Origin of the sequence: Stenotrophomonas sp. (genome assembly GCF_050737075.1) — a bacterium.
Lineage (GTDB): Bacteria > Pseudomonadota > Gammaproteobacteria > Xanthomonadales > Xanthomonadaceae > Stenotrophomonas.
The window spans coordinates 69,170-84,484 of the sequence record NZ_JBOHXV010000004.1 but is presented as its reverse complement, the minus strand read 5'-3'; the positions used below and the strand labels follow the sequence as shown (position 1 = coordinate 84,484).

General features: G+C 65.9%; 14 protein-coding genes and 1 pseudogene. 10 read left to right on the top strand and 5 right to left on the bottom strand.

Going from position 1 to position 15,315, the window contains the following annotated elements; translation table 11 throughout:
* Positions 1-110 precede the first annotated feature (110 nt).
* From kduI to ACREPD_RS01810, 3 genes are all read left to right on the top strand, one after another.
* Positions 111-959, top strand: a complete 849-nt coding sequence (kduI, locus tag ACREPD_RS01820) for a 5-dehydro-4-deoxy-D-glucuronate isomerase (protein ID WP_421568258.1) — start codon at positions 111-113, stop codon at positions 957-959.
* Between the two features lie 66 nt (positions 960-1,025).
* On the top strand, positions 1,026-1,781 hold the full coding sequence (kduD, locus tag ACREPD_RS01815; RefSeq protein ID WP_431597695.1) for a 2-dehydro-3-deoxy-D-gluconate 5-dehydrogenase KduD: 756 nt from the start codon (positions 1,026-1,028) through the stop codon (positions 1,779-1,781).
* 94 nt (positions 1,782-1,875) lie between these two features.
* Positions 1,876-2,982, top strand: coding sequence for a GDSL-type esterase/lipase family protein (locus ACREPD_RS01810; RefSeq protein ID WP_431597694.1), 1,107 nt, complete (start codon positions 1,876-1,878; stop codon positions 2,980-2,982).
* A 113-nt stretch (positions 2,983-3,095) separates the two neighbouring features.
* On the opposite strand, the gene phhA is transcribed toward ACREPD_RS01810, so the two are convergent.
* Positions 3,096-3,992 carry a phenylalanine 4-monooxygenase gene (gene phhA, locus ACREPD_RS01805; RefSeq protein ID WP_431597698.1) on the bottom strand — a complete coding sequence of 299 codons (897 nt, stop codon included), beginning with the start codon at positions 3,990-3,992 and terminating at the stop codon, positions 3,096-3,098.
* Between the two features lie 127 nt (positions 3,993-4,119).
* On the opposite strand from phhA, the gene ACREPD_RS01800 reads away from it, so the two are divergent.
* The 4 genes from ACREPD_RS01800 (at position 4,120) to ACREPD_RS01785 (ending at position 6,904) form a co-directional block, all read left to right on the top strand.
* On the top strand, positions 4,120-4,602 hold the full coding sequence (locus ACREPD_RS01800) for an Lrp/AsnC family transcriptional regulator (protein ID WP_431597693.1): 483 nt from the start codon (positions 4,120-4,122) through the stop codon (positions 4,600-4,602).
* A 152-nt stretch (positions 4,603-4,754) separates the two neighbouring features.
* On the top strand, positions 4,755-5,621 hold the full coding sequence (locus ACREPD_RS01795; protein ID WP_431597692.1) for a hypothetical protein: 867 nt from the start codon (positions 4,755-4,757) through the stop codon (positions 5,619-5,621).
* On the top strand, positions 5,621-6,352 hold the full coding sequence (locus ACREPD_RS01790) for a hypothetical protein (RefSeq protein WP_431597691.1): 732 nt from the start codon (positions 5,621-5,623) through the stop codon (positions 6,350-6,352). Before ACREPD_RS01795 ends, ACREPD_RS01790 begins: the two co-directional genes overlap by 1 nt.
* Before the next feature lie 30 nt (positions 6,353-6,382).
* Positions 6,383-6,904 carry an XVIPCD domain-containing protein gene (locus ACREPD_RS01785; protein WP_431597690.1) on the top strand — a complete coding sequence of 174 codons (522 nt, stop codon included), beginning with the start codon at positions 6,383-6,385 and terminating at the stop codon, positions 6,902-6,904.
* Positions 6,905-6,945: 41 nt separating this feature from the next.
* Here ACREPD_RS01785 and ACREPD_RS01780 read toward each other — a convergent pair whose 3' ends face one another.
* Together ACREPD_RS01780 and ACREPD_RS01775 are read right to left on the bottom strand one after the other, a co-directional pair.
* Positions 6,946-7,941: a patatin-like phospholipase family protein gene (locus ACREPD_RS01780; RefSeq protein WP_431597689.1), complete on the bottom strand. Its 996-nt coding sequence runs from the start codon at positions 7,939-7,941 to the stop codon at positions 6,946-6,948.
* A 127-nt stretch (positions 7,942-8,068) separates the two neighbouring features.
* Positions 8,069-8,509, bottom strand: coding sequence for a hypothetical protein (locus ACREPD_RS01775; RefSeq protein WP_431597688.1), 441 nt, complete (start codon positions 8,507-8,509; stop codon positions 8,069-8,071).
* 207 nt (positions 8,510-8,716) lie between these two features.
* On the opposite strand from ACREPD_RS01775, the gene ACREPD_RS01770 reads away from it, so the two are divergent.
* A complete protein-coding gene (locus tag ACREPD_RS01770; RefSeq protein WP_431597687.1) occupies positions 8,717-10,984 on the top strand; it encodes a TonB-dependent receptor in 2,268 nt (755 codons plus the stop codon).
* A gap of 96 nt (positions 10,985-11,080) precedes the next feature.
* On the opposite strand, the gene ACREPD_RS01765 is transcribed toward ACREPD_RS01770, so the two are convergent.
* Complete coding sequence (locus tag ACREPD_RS01765) at positions 11,081-11,926, bottom strand: acid phosphatase (protein ID WP_431597686.1); 846 nt, start codon at positions 11,924-11,926, stop codon at positions 11,081-11,083.
* Between the two features lie 305 nt (positions 11,927-12,231).
* On the opposite strand from ACREPD_RS01765, the pseudogene ACREPD_RS01760 reads away from it, so the two are divergent.
* Positions 12,232-13,112, top strand: a pseudogene (locus tag ACREPD_RS01760) (hypothetical protein).
* Positions 13,113-13,122: 10 nt separating this feature from the next.
* The gene (locus tag ACREPD_RS01755; RefSeq protein ID WP_431597685.1) at positions 13,123-14,331 is read left to right on the top strand and encodes a DUF4785 domain-containing protein; all 1,209 of its coding nucleotides are present in this window, start codon (positions 13,123-13,125) and stop codon (positions 14,329-14,331) included.
* Positions 14,332-14,366: 35 nt separating this feature from the next.
* Here the strand turns inward: ACREPD_RS01755 and ACREPD_RS01750 are convergent, their stop codons facing one another.
* A complete protein-coding gene (locus ACREPD_RS01750) occupies positions 14,367-15,191 on the bottom strand; it encodes an ABC transporter ATP-binding protein (RefSeq protein ID WP_431597684.1) in 825 nt (274 codons plus the stop codon).
* Between the last annotated feature and the right edge of the window lie 124 nt (positions 15,192-15,315).

Below are 15,315 nucleotides of genomic sequence, written 5' to 3'. Positions count from 1 at the left end.
CCTTCTCGCCAGTGCCGCGATGCAAAATGACACCGGTTTCCCAGCTGGGTACAATCAGCCGAAATCGCGCCGGGGCCGCCCCGTCGGCCCACCCCTGCTCTGGAGACGCCATGTACTGCAAGACTCATTACGCCACCCATCCCGACGCCATCAAGGGCGCCAGCAACGACGACCTGCGCGAGCTGTACCTGCTCGACGGCCTGTTCAATGCCGACGCGGTGACCCTGAAGTACACCCACTACGAGCGCTTCGTGCTCGGCGGTGCCGCCCCGGTCACCGGCCCGGTCGCACTGCCCAAGCAGACCGAACCGGCCTCGGCCGCCGGCCATGCCTTCCTGGAGCGCCGCGAGCTGGGCGTGATCAACGTCGGCGCCGGCAGCGGCACCGTCACCGTCGACGGCACCGTGTTCAAGCTCGGTCCGAAGGACGGCCTGTACGTGGCCATGGGCAGCACCGACGTGGTGTTCGCCTCCGATGACGCCGCCACGCCGGCGCAGTTCTACCTGGCCTCGACCCCGGCGCATGCGCGCTTTGAGACCAAGGCACTGTCGATCAAGGACGCGGTGGCCCTGGAGCGCGGCGCGCTGGAAACCAGCAACGAACGCACCATCTACCAGTACATCGTGCCGGCCACCTGCCAGTCCTCGCAGCTGCTGCTGGGCCTGACCGTGCTCAAGCCGGGCAGCGTCTGGAACACCATGCCGCCGCACCTGCACGACCGCCGCAGCGAGGTCTATTTCTACTTCGACCTGGGCCAGAACGACCGCGTGTACCACTTCATGGGCGAGCCGGACGCGCAGCGCCACATCGTGATCCAGAACAACGAGGCCGTGGTGTCGCCGCCATGGTCGATCCACATGGGCGCCGGCACCAGCAACTACGCCTTCATCTGGGCGATGGGCGGCGAAAACCTGGATTACACCGACATGCACGTGCTGGACATCTGCCAGCTCAAGTGACCCACCCGCGCCGCCCGCAGCGCGCGGGCGGCGCGCGTCCCGCATTGGATAAGGACCGTAACCGCAATGGCTAATCCGTTCAGTCTGGAAGGCAAGATCGCCCTCGTCACCGGTGGCAACACGGGCCTGGGGCAGGGCATCGCCGTGGCGCTGGCACAGGCCGGTGCCGACGTCGCCGTGGCCGGCATCGCGCCACCCACCGACACCATCGCCCGGATCACCGCGCTCGGCCGCCGCTGCCTGGCGGTGGAAGCGAACCTGATCAGCATCGAACCGGTTGAGCGCGTCGTGCGCGAAACCATCGAAGGGCTCGGTGGCCTGGATATCCTGGTCAACAACGCCGGACTGATCCGTCGCGCCGACGCGGTGGACTTCAGCGAGCAGGACTGGGATGACGTGATGAACGTCAACATCAAGTCCGCCTTCTTCATCTCGCAGGCCGCCGGCCGCCACTTCATCGCGAAGGGCCGCGGCAAGATCATCAACATCGCCTCGATGCTGTCCTTCCAGGGCGGTATCCGCGTGCCGTCGTACACCGCCAGCAAGAGCGGCATCGCCGGCATCACCCGCCTGCTGGCCAACGAATGGGCAGGCAAGGGCATCAACGTCAACGCCATCGCCCCGGGCTACATGGCCACCGACAACACCGCCGCGCTGCGTGCCGACGAGGACCGCAACAAGTCGATCCTCGATCGCATTCCGGCCGGTCGCTGGGGCACCCCGGAAGACCTGGCCGGTACGGCAGTGTTCCTGGCATCCAGTGCGTCGGACTACGTCAACGGCTCGGTCATTCCGGTTGATGGTGGTTGGCTGGCGAGATGACGTGCGGGTATCGACCAACGGTCGATACCTACCGCGAAATATCCAAACGGTAGCGCCGGCCGTTGGCCGGCCGCCTTCTTTCAGGGGCCCGAACATGCACCGCGTCCTGCTCCCGCTTCTGCTGTTGCTCGCGGTCGGCACCGCGCATGCTGCACCCCACCGCGTCTTCATCGCGGGGGACTCCACCGCCGCCGAATACGGCCCCGAGCGTGCGCCGCAGGCCGGTTGGGGGCAGGCATTGCAGAGCTATCTCGACCCGGCCGTGTGGGACGTTCGCAACCACGCCAAGGGCGGCCGTAGCGCGCGCAGTTTCATCGAGGAAAAACGCCTCGATGCCATCGCCGCCGAGATCCAACCGGGCGACGTGCTGCTGATCCAGTTCGGCCACAACGACGCCAAGTTCGAAGACCCCACCCGCTACAACGACCCGGTCACCGCCTACCCACAGTACCTGCTGCGCTACGTGCAGCTGGCGCGTGACAAGGGCGCCACGCCGGTGCTGATCACGCCGGTGGCGCGGCTGCTGTATGACTTCGGCGCACTGCTGGACACGCATGGGCTGTACACCCGGACGGTGAAGCAGCTGGCCGAACGCGAGCAGGTGGCGCTGATCGATCTCAACGCCAGCTCCACCCGCTGGATCCGCGCGCTGGGCGAGCAGGGCGCGAAGCCGTACTTCCTGTTCGTGCCCGAACAGAACAAGGCCGACGGCACCCACTTCAGTGTGGCGGGCGCCACGGCCGTGGCCTGCCTGGTGGTGCGCGACTGGGTGGCGCTGAAGCCCGAGCTGAAAGCGGCCTTGAAGCGCGATATCGACTGCGACGTGAGCCAGCCCGCAGGGCAGGGCAGTGATCCGGCCAAGCTGTCGCGCGTGGTCCACGAGCGCGACATCGCCATCCCCCAGCCCGGCCCGCACGGCGGCGCCGGCCCGACCACCGCGTACCCCTTCTTCGCCGACGACAAGGACCTGCCGTTCGTGCTGCGCAAGCGCGTGCTGCACAAAGGGGCGGGCATCGGCCTGCACCCGCAGCACAAGGACGAGATCTATTACATCGTCAGCGGGCAAGGCAGCTACGTGCTGGATGGCAGGCAGTACGACGTGGCGGCGGGTGATGCCTTGCTGACCCGGCCAGGCAGCCTGCATGCGCTACAGCAGGTGGGAGAGCAGGACCTGGTGGTGCTGCTGGCGTATCCGCGCTGAGCAGCAGCCGGGCAGAGCCCGGCGCTACGTCGGCGTACGACCAACGGTCGCGCGCTACCGGTGCCGCGTGTGCCACGCGGTAGGTCACGACCGTTGGTCGTGACGCCCCAACCTCACACGTCGCCGCCGTCCGCCCAGCCTTCGCCGGTGCCCTTGTGGAACACCCGGTCGCCGTCCTGCACGTCACCCGCAGGCAGATGCTCCTGTTCTTCCAGCGCCGCGTAGATCGGGGTGAAGTCCGGCGAGGTGGCCTGCATCAGCTGCTCGTAGCTGTCGATGACGAAGTAGGTCTTCTGGAACGTGTCGATGCGGTAGCGGGTGCGCATGATGCGCTCCAGGTCGAACCCGATCCGGTTCGGCGCGGCCGATTCCAGCGAGTACAGCGATTCGCCCTTGGACGAGACGATGCCCGCGCCGTAAATGCGCAGCCCTTCGGGCGTATTGATCAGGCCGAACTCCACGGTGTACCAGTACAGGCGGGTCAGGTGCTGCAGCGCCTCGGGGCCGATGGCGTGGGCCTTCACACCCCCACGGCCGTACGCGGCCATGTAGTCGGCGAACACCGGGTTCATCAGCAGCGGCACGTGACCGAACAGGTCGTGGAACATGTCCGGCTCGGCGATGTAGTCGATCTGGTCCGGGCGGCGGATCCACCAGGTCACCGGGAAGCGGCGGTTGGCCAGGTGGTCGAAGAAGTCCAGCTCCGGCAGCAGGCCTTCCACGCCGACCAGGGTCCAGCCGGTGGCCGCGCCCAGCACTTCGTTGAGCTGGTCGAAGCGCGGAATCATGTGCGCATTCATGCCCATCTCGTCCTGCGCCTGCAGGAACTCCCTGCTGGCACGCCCTTCCAGCAGCTCACGCTGGCGCTGGTACAGAGTGCTCCAGGTGGCGTGGTCGTCGGCGGTGTAGCTGTCCCAGGGCTGTTCCACCACGGCGGTGGTATACACCGGCACGTATCCCTTGTCGGTCTGCTGGTGTTCGACGCGGCGTGGGGCGGTGGCGGTTTCCATCACGGTGGGCTCCTCGGAAGTCATCTACTGATGCTAGGGCAGGGCGCGCGCAAGAGGATTGCAAAGTTGCACGGATCTTCCGATCTGGCGCAATATCGTTGCGTCCAATCAATGTTGCGGAGCAGCAATGTCCGGAGATGCCCAGTTCGACCGCACGGATCTGCGTCTTCTGGCGGAGATCCAGCAACATGGCCGCGCCACCAATGCGGAACTGGCGGCACGGGTGAACCTCTCCCCGTCGGCGTGCCTGCGCCGGGTGCAGCGGCTGGAGAGCGAGGGGGTGATCGCCGGCTATGGCGCCCGGCTGGAGCCGCGCCGGATCGGCCTGGGGCTGCAGGCCTTCGTGCGCGTGCAGCTGGAGAAGCACGACCAGCACGCCATCGGCGTGTTCGCCGACAGCGTGGTGGACTGGGATGAGGTGGTGGCCTGCCATGCGCTGACCGGCGACATGGACTACCTGCTGCACATCTACGTGCGCGACCTGGAGCACTTCTCCAGTTTCCTGCTCGACAAGCTGCTCAACGCGGCGGGCGTAGCCGACGTCAATTCCAGTTTCGTGCTGCGCACAGTGAAGGACTTCAAGGCGCTGCCATTGTCGCAGCTTGAATGAGAGCCGACTAACAGTCGGCGCTACCTCGCCATCCGCGCCGCATACCCGGTCATACGCGCCGACCACACTGTCGTCATCGGCTTTTGCGCCTGACCTTGCCTTCGGCGATAGTTGTGGCACTACGGGTTGATACTTCTCCTCAAGGAAGCGCGTTGCACACGACCGCGAAACAGATCATGCGAACCGGCTGGGCCCTGTGCCTGTTGCTGCCTCTGTTGGCCTGTGCCAAGCAGGAGGGCCCGGCCAAGACCATGACCAACGAACAGGGCTGCACCCGCATCCGCAGCATCGGCCCGCAGGATCCCTACAAGGATCCGCCGCCGTTGAAGCAGGCCTGCCTGGGGCCGTATCTGCTGGAGATTCCGCAGAACTATTTCTACAACCAGATCGGCGCTGAACACGACGGCAGCTATGCACTGGCGTTGGAATATCCGTCGCTGGAGCCCTTCAAACCGGGGGAGCGGATGGGGCTGACCACGGACGTGTCCGTCCGCACGGTCACAATTGATTACAGGTACATCGATCGAATTGAACTGAGTGAAGCCATGCGGCGCAGCTATGTTCCTATGGACTACGAGAAGGACGAGCCGCAGGAGAATCTTGAGACGCGCATCGCGGGCGAGAAGCTCTACGGCCTGACGCCGTACTTCGTGAATATGGATCTGGTCCGCGCGTACTACGGAAGCAGAGGGTACAACGAGGATGCACGCGTCATGTCACCCGACCGGCACACAGACTGGTACATCAGTAAAGATGACGCCGGCGCAGTACAGACGGTGATCAAATGTACTTCTCGCGAAGTGGCGTCATCTGGAGTTGAGTACCGAGAAGGGAAGCTGGTCAAGAGCAGAGGCTATGGATTCGCGAAGTGCAGCCACACGTTCATGATCTCGCCACTGAGAACCTTGGTTCTTGTCGATTACCCGCGGGAAGGACTCCAGCACTGGAAGGAGATCGAGCAGCGTGCTCAAAACCTGCTGACGAAGTTCAATGTTGAAGAACGAAAGGAATCGCACTGATGGCGGACTTCACCAAACACGATCTGGAAATGCTCAGATACTACGCCGATACCGACAACCGGGAGCTCTACTTCAACTACCTCGCACAGATGGAGGGAAATGATGGTTACGGAACCCTTGCCCTTGGCGTTGTAAGGAACGACAACGCACCCGGTGCGACGGCGAACAATTTTGCCAGGGCGCAGGGAGGCGAGAAAGCACTACATCTGGGAGAGAGGGCCTGGCAGAAGGTGGGGGAAGATCTGATCGAGCAGGATTTCATCCTTCGAGAGGGCCACTTCAACAATCAACGTCCAGACCTGGCCTTGAATCTTCCGGTTCGGGATGTTCAGCTTGCCCATGACCGCACGTTTGCGCTGAACGACATCAAGAACGACGCGTGGACGCCACGCCAGCTACTGGAGGCTGGTCGTCGTCACGGCGGTGAGCCAGAGGCTGAAAAGGTCTGGTCGACGATGCTGGATAACCAGTACAGGGGCGTGACCAGAGGCATCGCAACCCTCAAGAATCTTGCGATCGAATACAACGACGGAGCCTTGAACGCCAGCTCATACTTCAATGACATGGCGAGTGCACGGGGGAAAGCCGCGCCGATGGCAATCCCCAACACCGATCCTGATCGAGTAACGCTTGGCAACGCCAACTACGTCCGGTCCGATGATGGCCAGTGGCTCACCAGAACTCACGTGGAAGGGCGCATATCAAGGGATCTCCCGGTTACCAATGCCTGACTGCTCGAACAGCTCAATGACGCACGCGAAGTGCGTCTTGAACGCCAGCAATTGCGCAGCCAATTCCACCCGGACGACCAGAATCAGCATCGGCCCATCAAAGAAAGCCCAGTGTTGCTAACCGACACGGGTCCGGATCTCGACCCGCGCGACCCTTCCCACCCCCGCCACGCGCTGCACCAGCAATGCATCGCCGGCGTGCAGTCCATCGATGCCCGCCTGGGCAAGCCATGGGATGAGCACAGCGAATGCATGGCGGCAAGCCTGACCACACTGGCGGCACGCAGCAACCTTGAACGTGCTGACCACGTGCTGCTGAGCGAGAAGAGCACCCGCAGCGCTCCAGGTGAACACGTGTTCGTGGTGCAGGGCGACTTGAATGACCCGGCACATCGCCGTGCACACATGCCGACCGCAGAAGCCATTGCCACGCCGCCGGCGCAGTCGTTCCAGCAACTGGCTGAAATGGATCAGGTGCGCTCGCGCGAACAGGCGCAGCAACAGACGCGTGAGCAGGAACAGATGGTGCGCGCACCGATGATGCACGCGTAATCACAGCCTCAGGGTGCCGGGCAGAGCCCGCCACTAAGGGGTCAGGCGCACTTCTCCTTGCGCCCCATCAACTTGCCCACGCGCGAAGGTTCGTCGCACTTGGGAGCCGGCGGTGGCGGAGCCGCAGCGGCCGCACGCGCTCGGCGGAGCTGTTCCACCTTGGCGCGGATCTGCGGCATGGCCGCCATCGCGGCCTTCTCACCTTCCAGGATAGCGTAGCCGCGCTGGCTGAAATCGGCCGCACCGATGTCCAGCACCTTGGGGCGGATGATGATGTCGGCGCGCGCGAGTTCCTGCTCGCCCAGGCGCTGGCCCATGATCGAGATGGACTGGTTGACGATGCCCAGCATGCCGGTCGGCGACTTGCCGCTGGCCTTGCTGGAAATGTCCACGGCGATGACGAAGTCGGCGCCCAACTGGCGCGCGGCATCCACCGGCACCGGACTGACCACGCCGCCGTCGACGAACATGTTGTTGCCGATCTTCACCGGCTCGAACACACCCGGGATGCTGCTGGAGGCGCGCACGGCCTGGCCCACATTGCCGCGCACGAACACCGCGCGGTCGCCGGTGTCCAGGTTGGTGGCCACGGCCGCGAACGGCTTCTTCAGCTTCTCGGCCGGGCGGTTGCCGACCTGCGCGTTGACGTAGTCCTGCAGCTTCTGGCCCTGCACCAGCCCGCCGGAGAACAGGCGGACGTCGCGGATGCTCGCTTCGTCCAGGGCCACCGCCTTGGACTGCATCTGGAAGGCGTCCATGCCGCTGGCATAGAGCGCGCCGACCACACTGCCGGCGCTGGTGCCGGAGACCACCACCGGCTCGAAGCCGTTGGCCTCCAGCATCTTGATCACGCCGATATGGGCAAAGCCCTTGGCCGCACCGCCGCCGAGCGCGATGCCGATCTTCACCGGCTTGGCGGGCGCCACGGGCGTGGCCACCGGCGGCGGGGTCGGGCGGACGGCTTCACCCCCGCAGCCAGCCAGCAGGCCGAGCAGGGCAACGGACAGCGTAAGACGGGTACGGCGGAAGGCGGTCATGGGCGTGGCAGAAAGTGAATGGGCGCTAGCATACCGGTAGAGCCTGCCCATGGCGGGCACTCCCACGACGCCCGGTTATATGCGGTTGCCGGCCGGCAACCGGGCAACGATTCCTCGCGTGCCTTCCTCAGGCTTGGCCTGGGCTTGGACGGCCCAGCTGGCGATCACCACGCCGGCGCGCCTGCCAGAGGTGCCAGATGCACAGGTAGAGGGCCAGAACAACGCCGGGCAGGACAAAGATAGCCGCAGTGAAGTAGGTAGGTACCAGTATCGGCAGCGTCAGCGCGGTGCCTACCACGGGCCATGCCCAATGCGAGGGCCGGTCCATGATCCAGTCGAAGCTCATCCTGCCCAGCGCGAGCCATGAAAGCGGACTGAGGATCACGAGCCCCACCACGAGATACTCGAGGGGTCTCTGCGCTTCACCAGACAGCATTGCCGGCAACAATGCGAGCCCTACGATCATGACGTGGAAGTACAGGCCAGGCAGGCAAAAGACCCACGCCACAACGGCCAGTCCAATGCGCAGTGAGTGCGAGGCCACCGCTTCATCATCAACAGGATCCATCTGGGTTACTCCACGTCCGGGTCGCGGTGCACAGTGTAAGCCGGCGTCGGCTTGGCTGAAGACGTTCATCTTCAAGGGGCGGAATGCCTTCACATCTCGCGTCGAGAATCTTGGTAATCAAACATCTCATTTGCGACGGTGTTGTTGTACTGCAACAATTGTCTGGTAGCGCCGGTCCACCACCCCTCCCAACACAGCCTAATCGCCATGTTCCCGAACCGCACTGCCCACGGCCGCACCGCGTCCGTGCACCCCCTTGTTGTCGCTCTCGCCGCCCTGCTGCCATTGACGGCCGCAGCCCAGGACGCCCCCGCCGCCAAGGATCCGGTCGCCCTCGACACCCTGCAGGTCACGGCCCAGCGCCGCGTCGAGAACGCCAAGGACGTGCCGGTGTCGATCTCGGCCATCCAGGGCGAGAAGCTCGATGTGCTCGGTTCGGCCGGCGACGACATCCGCTTCCTGTCGGCCCGCGTGCCGAGCCTGAACATCGAATCGTCCTACGGCCGTGCCTTCCCGCGCTTCTATATCCGCGGGCTGGGCAACACCGATTTCGATCTCAATGCCTCGCAGCCGGTGTCGCTGGTGTATGACGATGTGGTGCAGGAAAGCCCGCTGCTGAAGGGCTTCCCGCTGTTCGACCTGGCCGGCGTGGAAGTACTGCGCGGCCCGCAGGGCACCCTGTTCGGGCGCAACACCCCGGCCGGCGTGGTCAAGTTCGATTCGGCCCGGCCGTCGCAGGACGCCGATGGCTACGTCAAGGTGTCCTACGGCACCTACGACACCTGGAACACCCAGGCGGCCTACGGCGGCCCGCTGACCGACCGCTGGTCCGCACGCGTGTCGGCGCTGTACCAGCGCCGCGACAACTACGTCGACAACACCCGCGCAAATGCGCCGGCGCAGGGTTTTGAAGGCTATGACGAATCCGCCGGCCGCGTGCAGTTCCTGTACGAAGGCGACGAGTTCGAAGCGCTGTTCAACCTGCACAAGCGCAAGCTCAACGGCACGGCGCGCCTGTTCCGCGCCAACATCATCCAGCCGGGCAGCAACGCGCTGGTGGAGAACTTCGACCGCGACAAGGTCTCCAACGACGGCGAAAACTTCTCCGAGCTGGAAACCTGGGGCGGCAGCGCGCGCCTGCAGTGGAACCTGGGCAGCGTGACCCTGCACTCGATCACCGGTTATGAAACCGCCGAATCGCTCAACCACGGCGACATCGACGGCGGCTACGGCGCCAGCTTCCTCGGCGCGGGCAACTACGGGCCGGGTTTCATTCCGTTCCCGTCCGAATCGGCCGACGGCCTGCCGCACCACCGCCAGTGGACCCAGGAATTCCGCGTGGAATCCAACGAATGGGGCCGCTTCGACTGGCAGGCAGGCGTGTTCTACTTCGATGAAGACGTCACCATCGACAGCTTCAACTACGACTCGCTGACCCCGGGCAACCCGCAGACCGGCCACGCGGTACAGAGCCAGCGCAACAAGGCGTGGGCCGCCTTCGCCTCGGGCGACTTCGACGTCACCGACAAGTTCAAGCTGCGCGGCGGCCTGCGCTATACGCAGGACAAGAAGGACTTCACCGCCAGCGTGCTGCAGGCCGTGCCGGGTGGTACGCCGGTCAGTGGCCCGTACCTGGCCAACACCGACGTCAACGACGTCAGCTGGGACCTGAGCGGTGTGTACCAGGTCACCGACAACTTCAATGCGTATGCGCGTGTTGCGAAGGGCTTCCGTGCGCCGTCCATCCAGGGTCGCCTGGCCTTCGGTGGCGTCTCGCAGGCCGATTCGGAGAAGGTGATTTCGTACGAGATCGGCGTCAAGGCTGATCTGTTCGATCGCCGCGCGCGCCTGGGCTTCAACATCTTCCGCTACAACGTGGATGGCCAGCAGTTGATCGCGGTGGGCGGCAGCAACAACACCGCCACCCTGCTCAACGCCGACAAGACCATCGGCCAGGGCGCCGAGCTGGACTTCGAGGCCTATCTCACCGACCACGTCCTGCTCACCCTGGGCAGCAGCTACAACGACACCGAGATCAAGGACCGCGACCTGGCGGTGGCGATCTGCGGTGGCGGCTGCACCATCACCGACCCCACCACGGTGATCAACGGTGGCACCTACGCGCTGGTCAACGGCAACCCGTTGCCGCAGGCGCCGAAGTGGATCCACAACATGACGCTGCGCGCCGGCTTCCCGATCACCGATGCCAGCGAGCTGTACGTCTACACCGACTGGGCCTACCGCAGCGCGGTGAACTTCTTCCTGTACGAGTCGCCGGAATTCCGCAGCCGCTCGTCGCTGGAAGGCGGTCTGCGCCTGGGTTACAACTGGGATTACGGCCAGTACGACGTGGCCGTGTTTGGTCGCAACCTGACCAACCAGACCCGCGTGGTGGGTGCGATCGACTTCAACAACCTGACCGGCTTCCTCAACGAGCCGCGTACGTTTGGCGTGGAGTTCACGGCGAAGTTCTAATCGCGTGACAACGTGGTAGGTGCCCACCGTTGGTGGGTACGCATCAAAAACGGCGCGGATTTCTCCGCGCCGTTTTCATTGCCGGGCCTCCAACAATCAGAGCGCGCTTGCAGGCCTCACCTTCAGCACGGTCTCTTCCGCCGCGCAATCGCGGCTGACGGTTGCGCCGGCCTTTCGCGCCGCCGCGATCTCCTTTCGCGCGGCCAGCAGGTCGCGGTTGAACTCGGCGTTGTCGTGCAACCGCGCCGCCGCCGCCGCGCCCATGAAGCGGCCTTCCAGAATGTCGCTCTGCCAGTGCACGTTGCAGACCAGCCGGCTCTCGCCGTAGTTGCGGCCGCGCGCCTGGATGGCGTCGGCACGCTCCGGCACGATCTCGGACAGGATCAACGCCCACGCCCAGCCGATCGAGGTGTGCCCGGACGGGTACGAACCGTTCTTGCGCAGGCCTTCCTCATCTTCCGGCGTGCAGGTGGGTTCGCCGTTGACCATGAACGGGCGCGCGCGCTGGTACTGGTGCTTGGCGCTGCGGGTGGCCGCGCTGGCATCGATGCGGCTGCGCTCGAGCAGCCGGTACAGGGCCGGGGTCTTCTGCGCGTCCACGTCGAGCCCGATCGCGCAGGCGAACTGATTCGCACCTTCCGGGAAGCCAAGCTCCGCATCGCGATGCGCCTGCGCGAAGCGTGGGGTGTCGCGCAGCGCGCGTGCCTCGCGGCTGACCTGCTCATCCAGCGCGAACCCGGCCGAGCCGGCTGCCGGCGGGGCCGGTACCAGCGCCAGGCTGTCCGGCACCGCGTCCGCCGCCAGGTAACCCACCGCCTTGGTCAGCACTGACGCCTCTACCGGGGTGGTCGGCGCGGCCACCGTGGTACAGCCGGCCAGCGCCGCGATCAGGGCGGTGGCCAACAGGGGGCGCAGGAAAGAGGCGGAAGCGGCAGCGTGCATCGGCAGATCTCAACATCGTGAAGTCCGCATGATCGCAGCTTCGCCGACCCCTGCCAGCGGCCACTGGTCATGCCGCCAGATCCGGCATGACGCACTGCAGCGCAGCCGTGGGAGTCGTTTCAAATGCTAGGAACCCTCTACTGGTTCACGGATTGAGATATCCAGCCGGCATAGCTTCTCCTTCGGTGCGATCACTTGTCACAGGGATCTGGATAGATGAAGCCCATGGGCGAGGGGGCGCCAGCAATCAGGGGGAATCACCGGTAGAGCGGGGCTCTGCCCCGCTGTTCAAAGGGAGACACAGAATGCAAAGCAATGCAGTGGGGAAGGGCGCTGGCCTGGCCCTGGGCCTGATGCTGGCGTGTGGCAGCGCACACGCGGCCGACGTGGTCGGGGTGGCGTTCGTGCACGGCACCGGCAAGCAGACCGACGCGCGCACCGATTATTGGCAGCCGGCGATCATCGACACGGTGCGCCAGGGGCTGCCCAACAGCGCCAACTACACCGTGATCAACTGCGATTTCGAGCAGTACATGTGGAGGCCCGAAGCGGCGGGTTGCCTGGCAGGACAGCTGACCACCTTCATCAACAGCAAGGGCATCACCAAGCTGGTGATCATCAGCCATTCCAATGGTGGCAACGTGGTGCCTGGATCCTCTCCAACCCCACCTACGACAGCCGCTACCCGAAGATCATCCAGACCATCAGCAAGGTCACCGCGCTGGCGCCGTCTTCGGCCGGTACGCCGCTGGCCGACGCGGTCCTCAACGGCAATGCGTTCGAGGCCTCGGTGGGCTGGCTGCTGGGCTACCAGAACGATGCGGTGCGCATGCAGCAGGTCGGCTGGATGGCCACCTACAACGCGCAGAACCTGTACGGCACCGCCGGCCGCCCGGCGCTGCCCAAGCCGTTCCGCGCGGTGGTGGGCTCGGATGTGGAGTCGGCCGTGTGGGACAGCAACAGCTACTGCGGCGGTTATGCGCAGAACGTGGGCCTGGAGCTGACCCAGAACTGGTTGAACAGCTGCTCGGACGGCTTCCTTGAATGCAGCAGCCAGAAGGCCGCCGGCACCGTGCTGTTCACCGACAAGGCGCGCACCAAGGGTGCCGAGCCGCTCAGCCACAACCAGAGCCGCCGTGAATGCTTCGGCCTGGGCGCGATCCTGCGCACCGACCTGACCCTGTGAGGAGCACGCCATGACTTCAAGACTGACGATTGCAGTGGCCGTGGCCTCGGCGCTGTTCGCACTGCCGCTGCATGCAGCGCAACCGCTGCAGGCCGCGCGCGGCACCGACCAGGTCGCCCCGCGCGTGGAACGCGCGCCCATGCCCGATGCGACGATCGAACGTGCGCCGGTGAGCTTCGCCTGGGCGCTGGACCCGGACCAGGCACTGTCCGCGCCGGCGCCGTTTACCGCGTTGAGCCGCAGCTACTGGAACACCGTGGACGCGGCCAGCCTGCAGCGGGGCGTTGAGCTGCCGCTGACCGCCGCGGACGCGGTGATCCAGGTCAGCCCGGTGCAGGGTGCGCGCGCGTTGGACGTGGAACAGCTGCAGGTGCGCGACCCGGCCGGTGTGCTGGCCGTGGACAAGGTGGTCGACGCGCAGCAGCTGCGCGCGGCGGGCATGGGGGTGGGCGCAGGAACGGCCATGGCCCGCACCGGCGCCAGTGCGGCGGTGGGCACCTACCGCCTGCAGGCGCCCCAGGCGCAGGGTCGTTACGTGGTGCAGGTGCTCGAGCCCAACAGCCCGATCTCCCTGCAGCTGCAGGCAGACCGGCAGCAGGTGCTGGCCGGTGGCACGGTGGTGCTGAGCGCACGCCTGCAACATGACGGCGGAACCACTGCACTGGCGGCCGGGCGTTCGGTGGCGCGCGCGTTGCCGGCCGGCGGCGAGGCGTTGCTGGTGGCCCCCGATGGCCGCAGCTGGCCGGTGCCGCTGGTGGCCGGCAAGGACGGGCTGAGCGCGCGTGTGACCCTTCCCGCCGATGTTGGCCAGGCGCAGGGGCTGTGGGAACTGCAGGCCTTCGTCTCCGCCCAGGGCGTGCAGCGTGATGCCAAGGTCGCCTTCGCCGTGGCCCAGCCGACCGCGCGCTTCAGCGGCCAGGCCGAGGTGGATGCCGCACGCCGCCAGGTGCGGCTGCCCGTCCAGATCGGCGCGCCCGGCCGCTACGAAGCGCGCGGCACGCTGCATGCCACCGGACCGGACGGGAAGCTGCACCCGGTCGCGCAGGCGCACAGTGCGGCCTGGTTCGACGCGGCAGGCGCAGGCGAGCTGCTGCTGGCGTTCGACACGGTGGCCTTGCCGCGCGGTTACGCCGCTCCGTTCGAGCTGCGCGACCTGCAGTTGCAGGACCAGAGCCGGATGGCCCCGATTGAAAGCCGCGCGGTAGCGGTGCGGTTCTGAACGACGCCGGGGGGCGCAGCCCGCGCCCCCCGGACTCATCCCGCGAATGCGCTCAGCCGCCCCTCGTGCTCGACCACCTGGATCGGCCCGCCAAAGACCTCCGACAACGGCGCATCGCGCAGCAGTTCGGCGCGGGTGCCATCGGCGACAATCCGCCCACCGCGCAACAGCACCACGCGTTCGATTTCCGGAATCACTTCCTCGATGTGGTGGGTCACCAGCACCAGCGTGATGCCTTGTGCGGCCAGCGTGCGCATGGTGGCGATCAGGTGCTGGCGCGCCACCAGATCCAGCCCGGTGGAGGGCTCGTCCAGCAGCAGCGCCTGCGGCCGGTTCACCAGCGCGCGCGCGATCAGCACCCGCCGGGTTTCCCCGGCCGACAGCTCCGCATAGCCGCGTTGCAGCAACGGCAAGGCGCCGGTCAACGCCAGCGTTTCGCGCACCCGCGCGCGCATGGCATCGGTGACCTCGCGGAACGCGGGCACCACGAAGCTGGCGAAGAAGCCGGACAGCACGGCCTCCTCGACCGTCAGCCCGGGCATGTCCGACAGGTTGCTACTGAGGTCACCGGTGACGATGCCCAGCTGCGAACGCAGCCGATCCACCTGCCAGCGGTTCTGGCCCAGCACCCGCACCGCCACGGTGCCGTCGGCATGTGCCAGCGGGTACAGCTCGCGGGTGATGAGCTTGATGAAGGAGGACTTGCCGCAGCCGTTGGGGCCCAGCAGCGCCGTGTGCTGGCCCTGGGCGATGCGCAGGCTGAGGTCGTGCAGCACGCGGACCTGCCCGCGCACCACGCAGGCACGGTCGAGCTCGATCAGGGGGGCGGCGTCAGACGAAAGTAGGGGGGCAACGGTCATGAATGCGGGGGCGATGCTCACGAAGGAAGAGAACAACTGAATGACTGCACAAAAATCGCATCAGACGGATGAAGTTTGCAACTTCTGGCCGCATCATGTCCGGAACTGTACCCGTTCCCTGCTG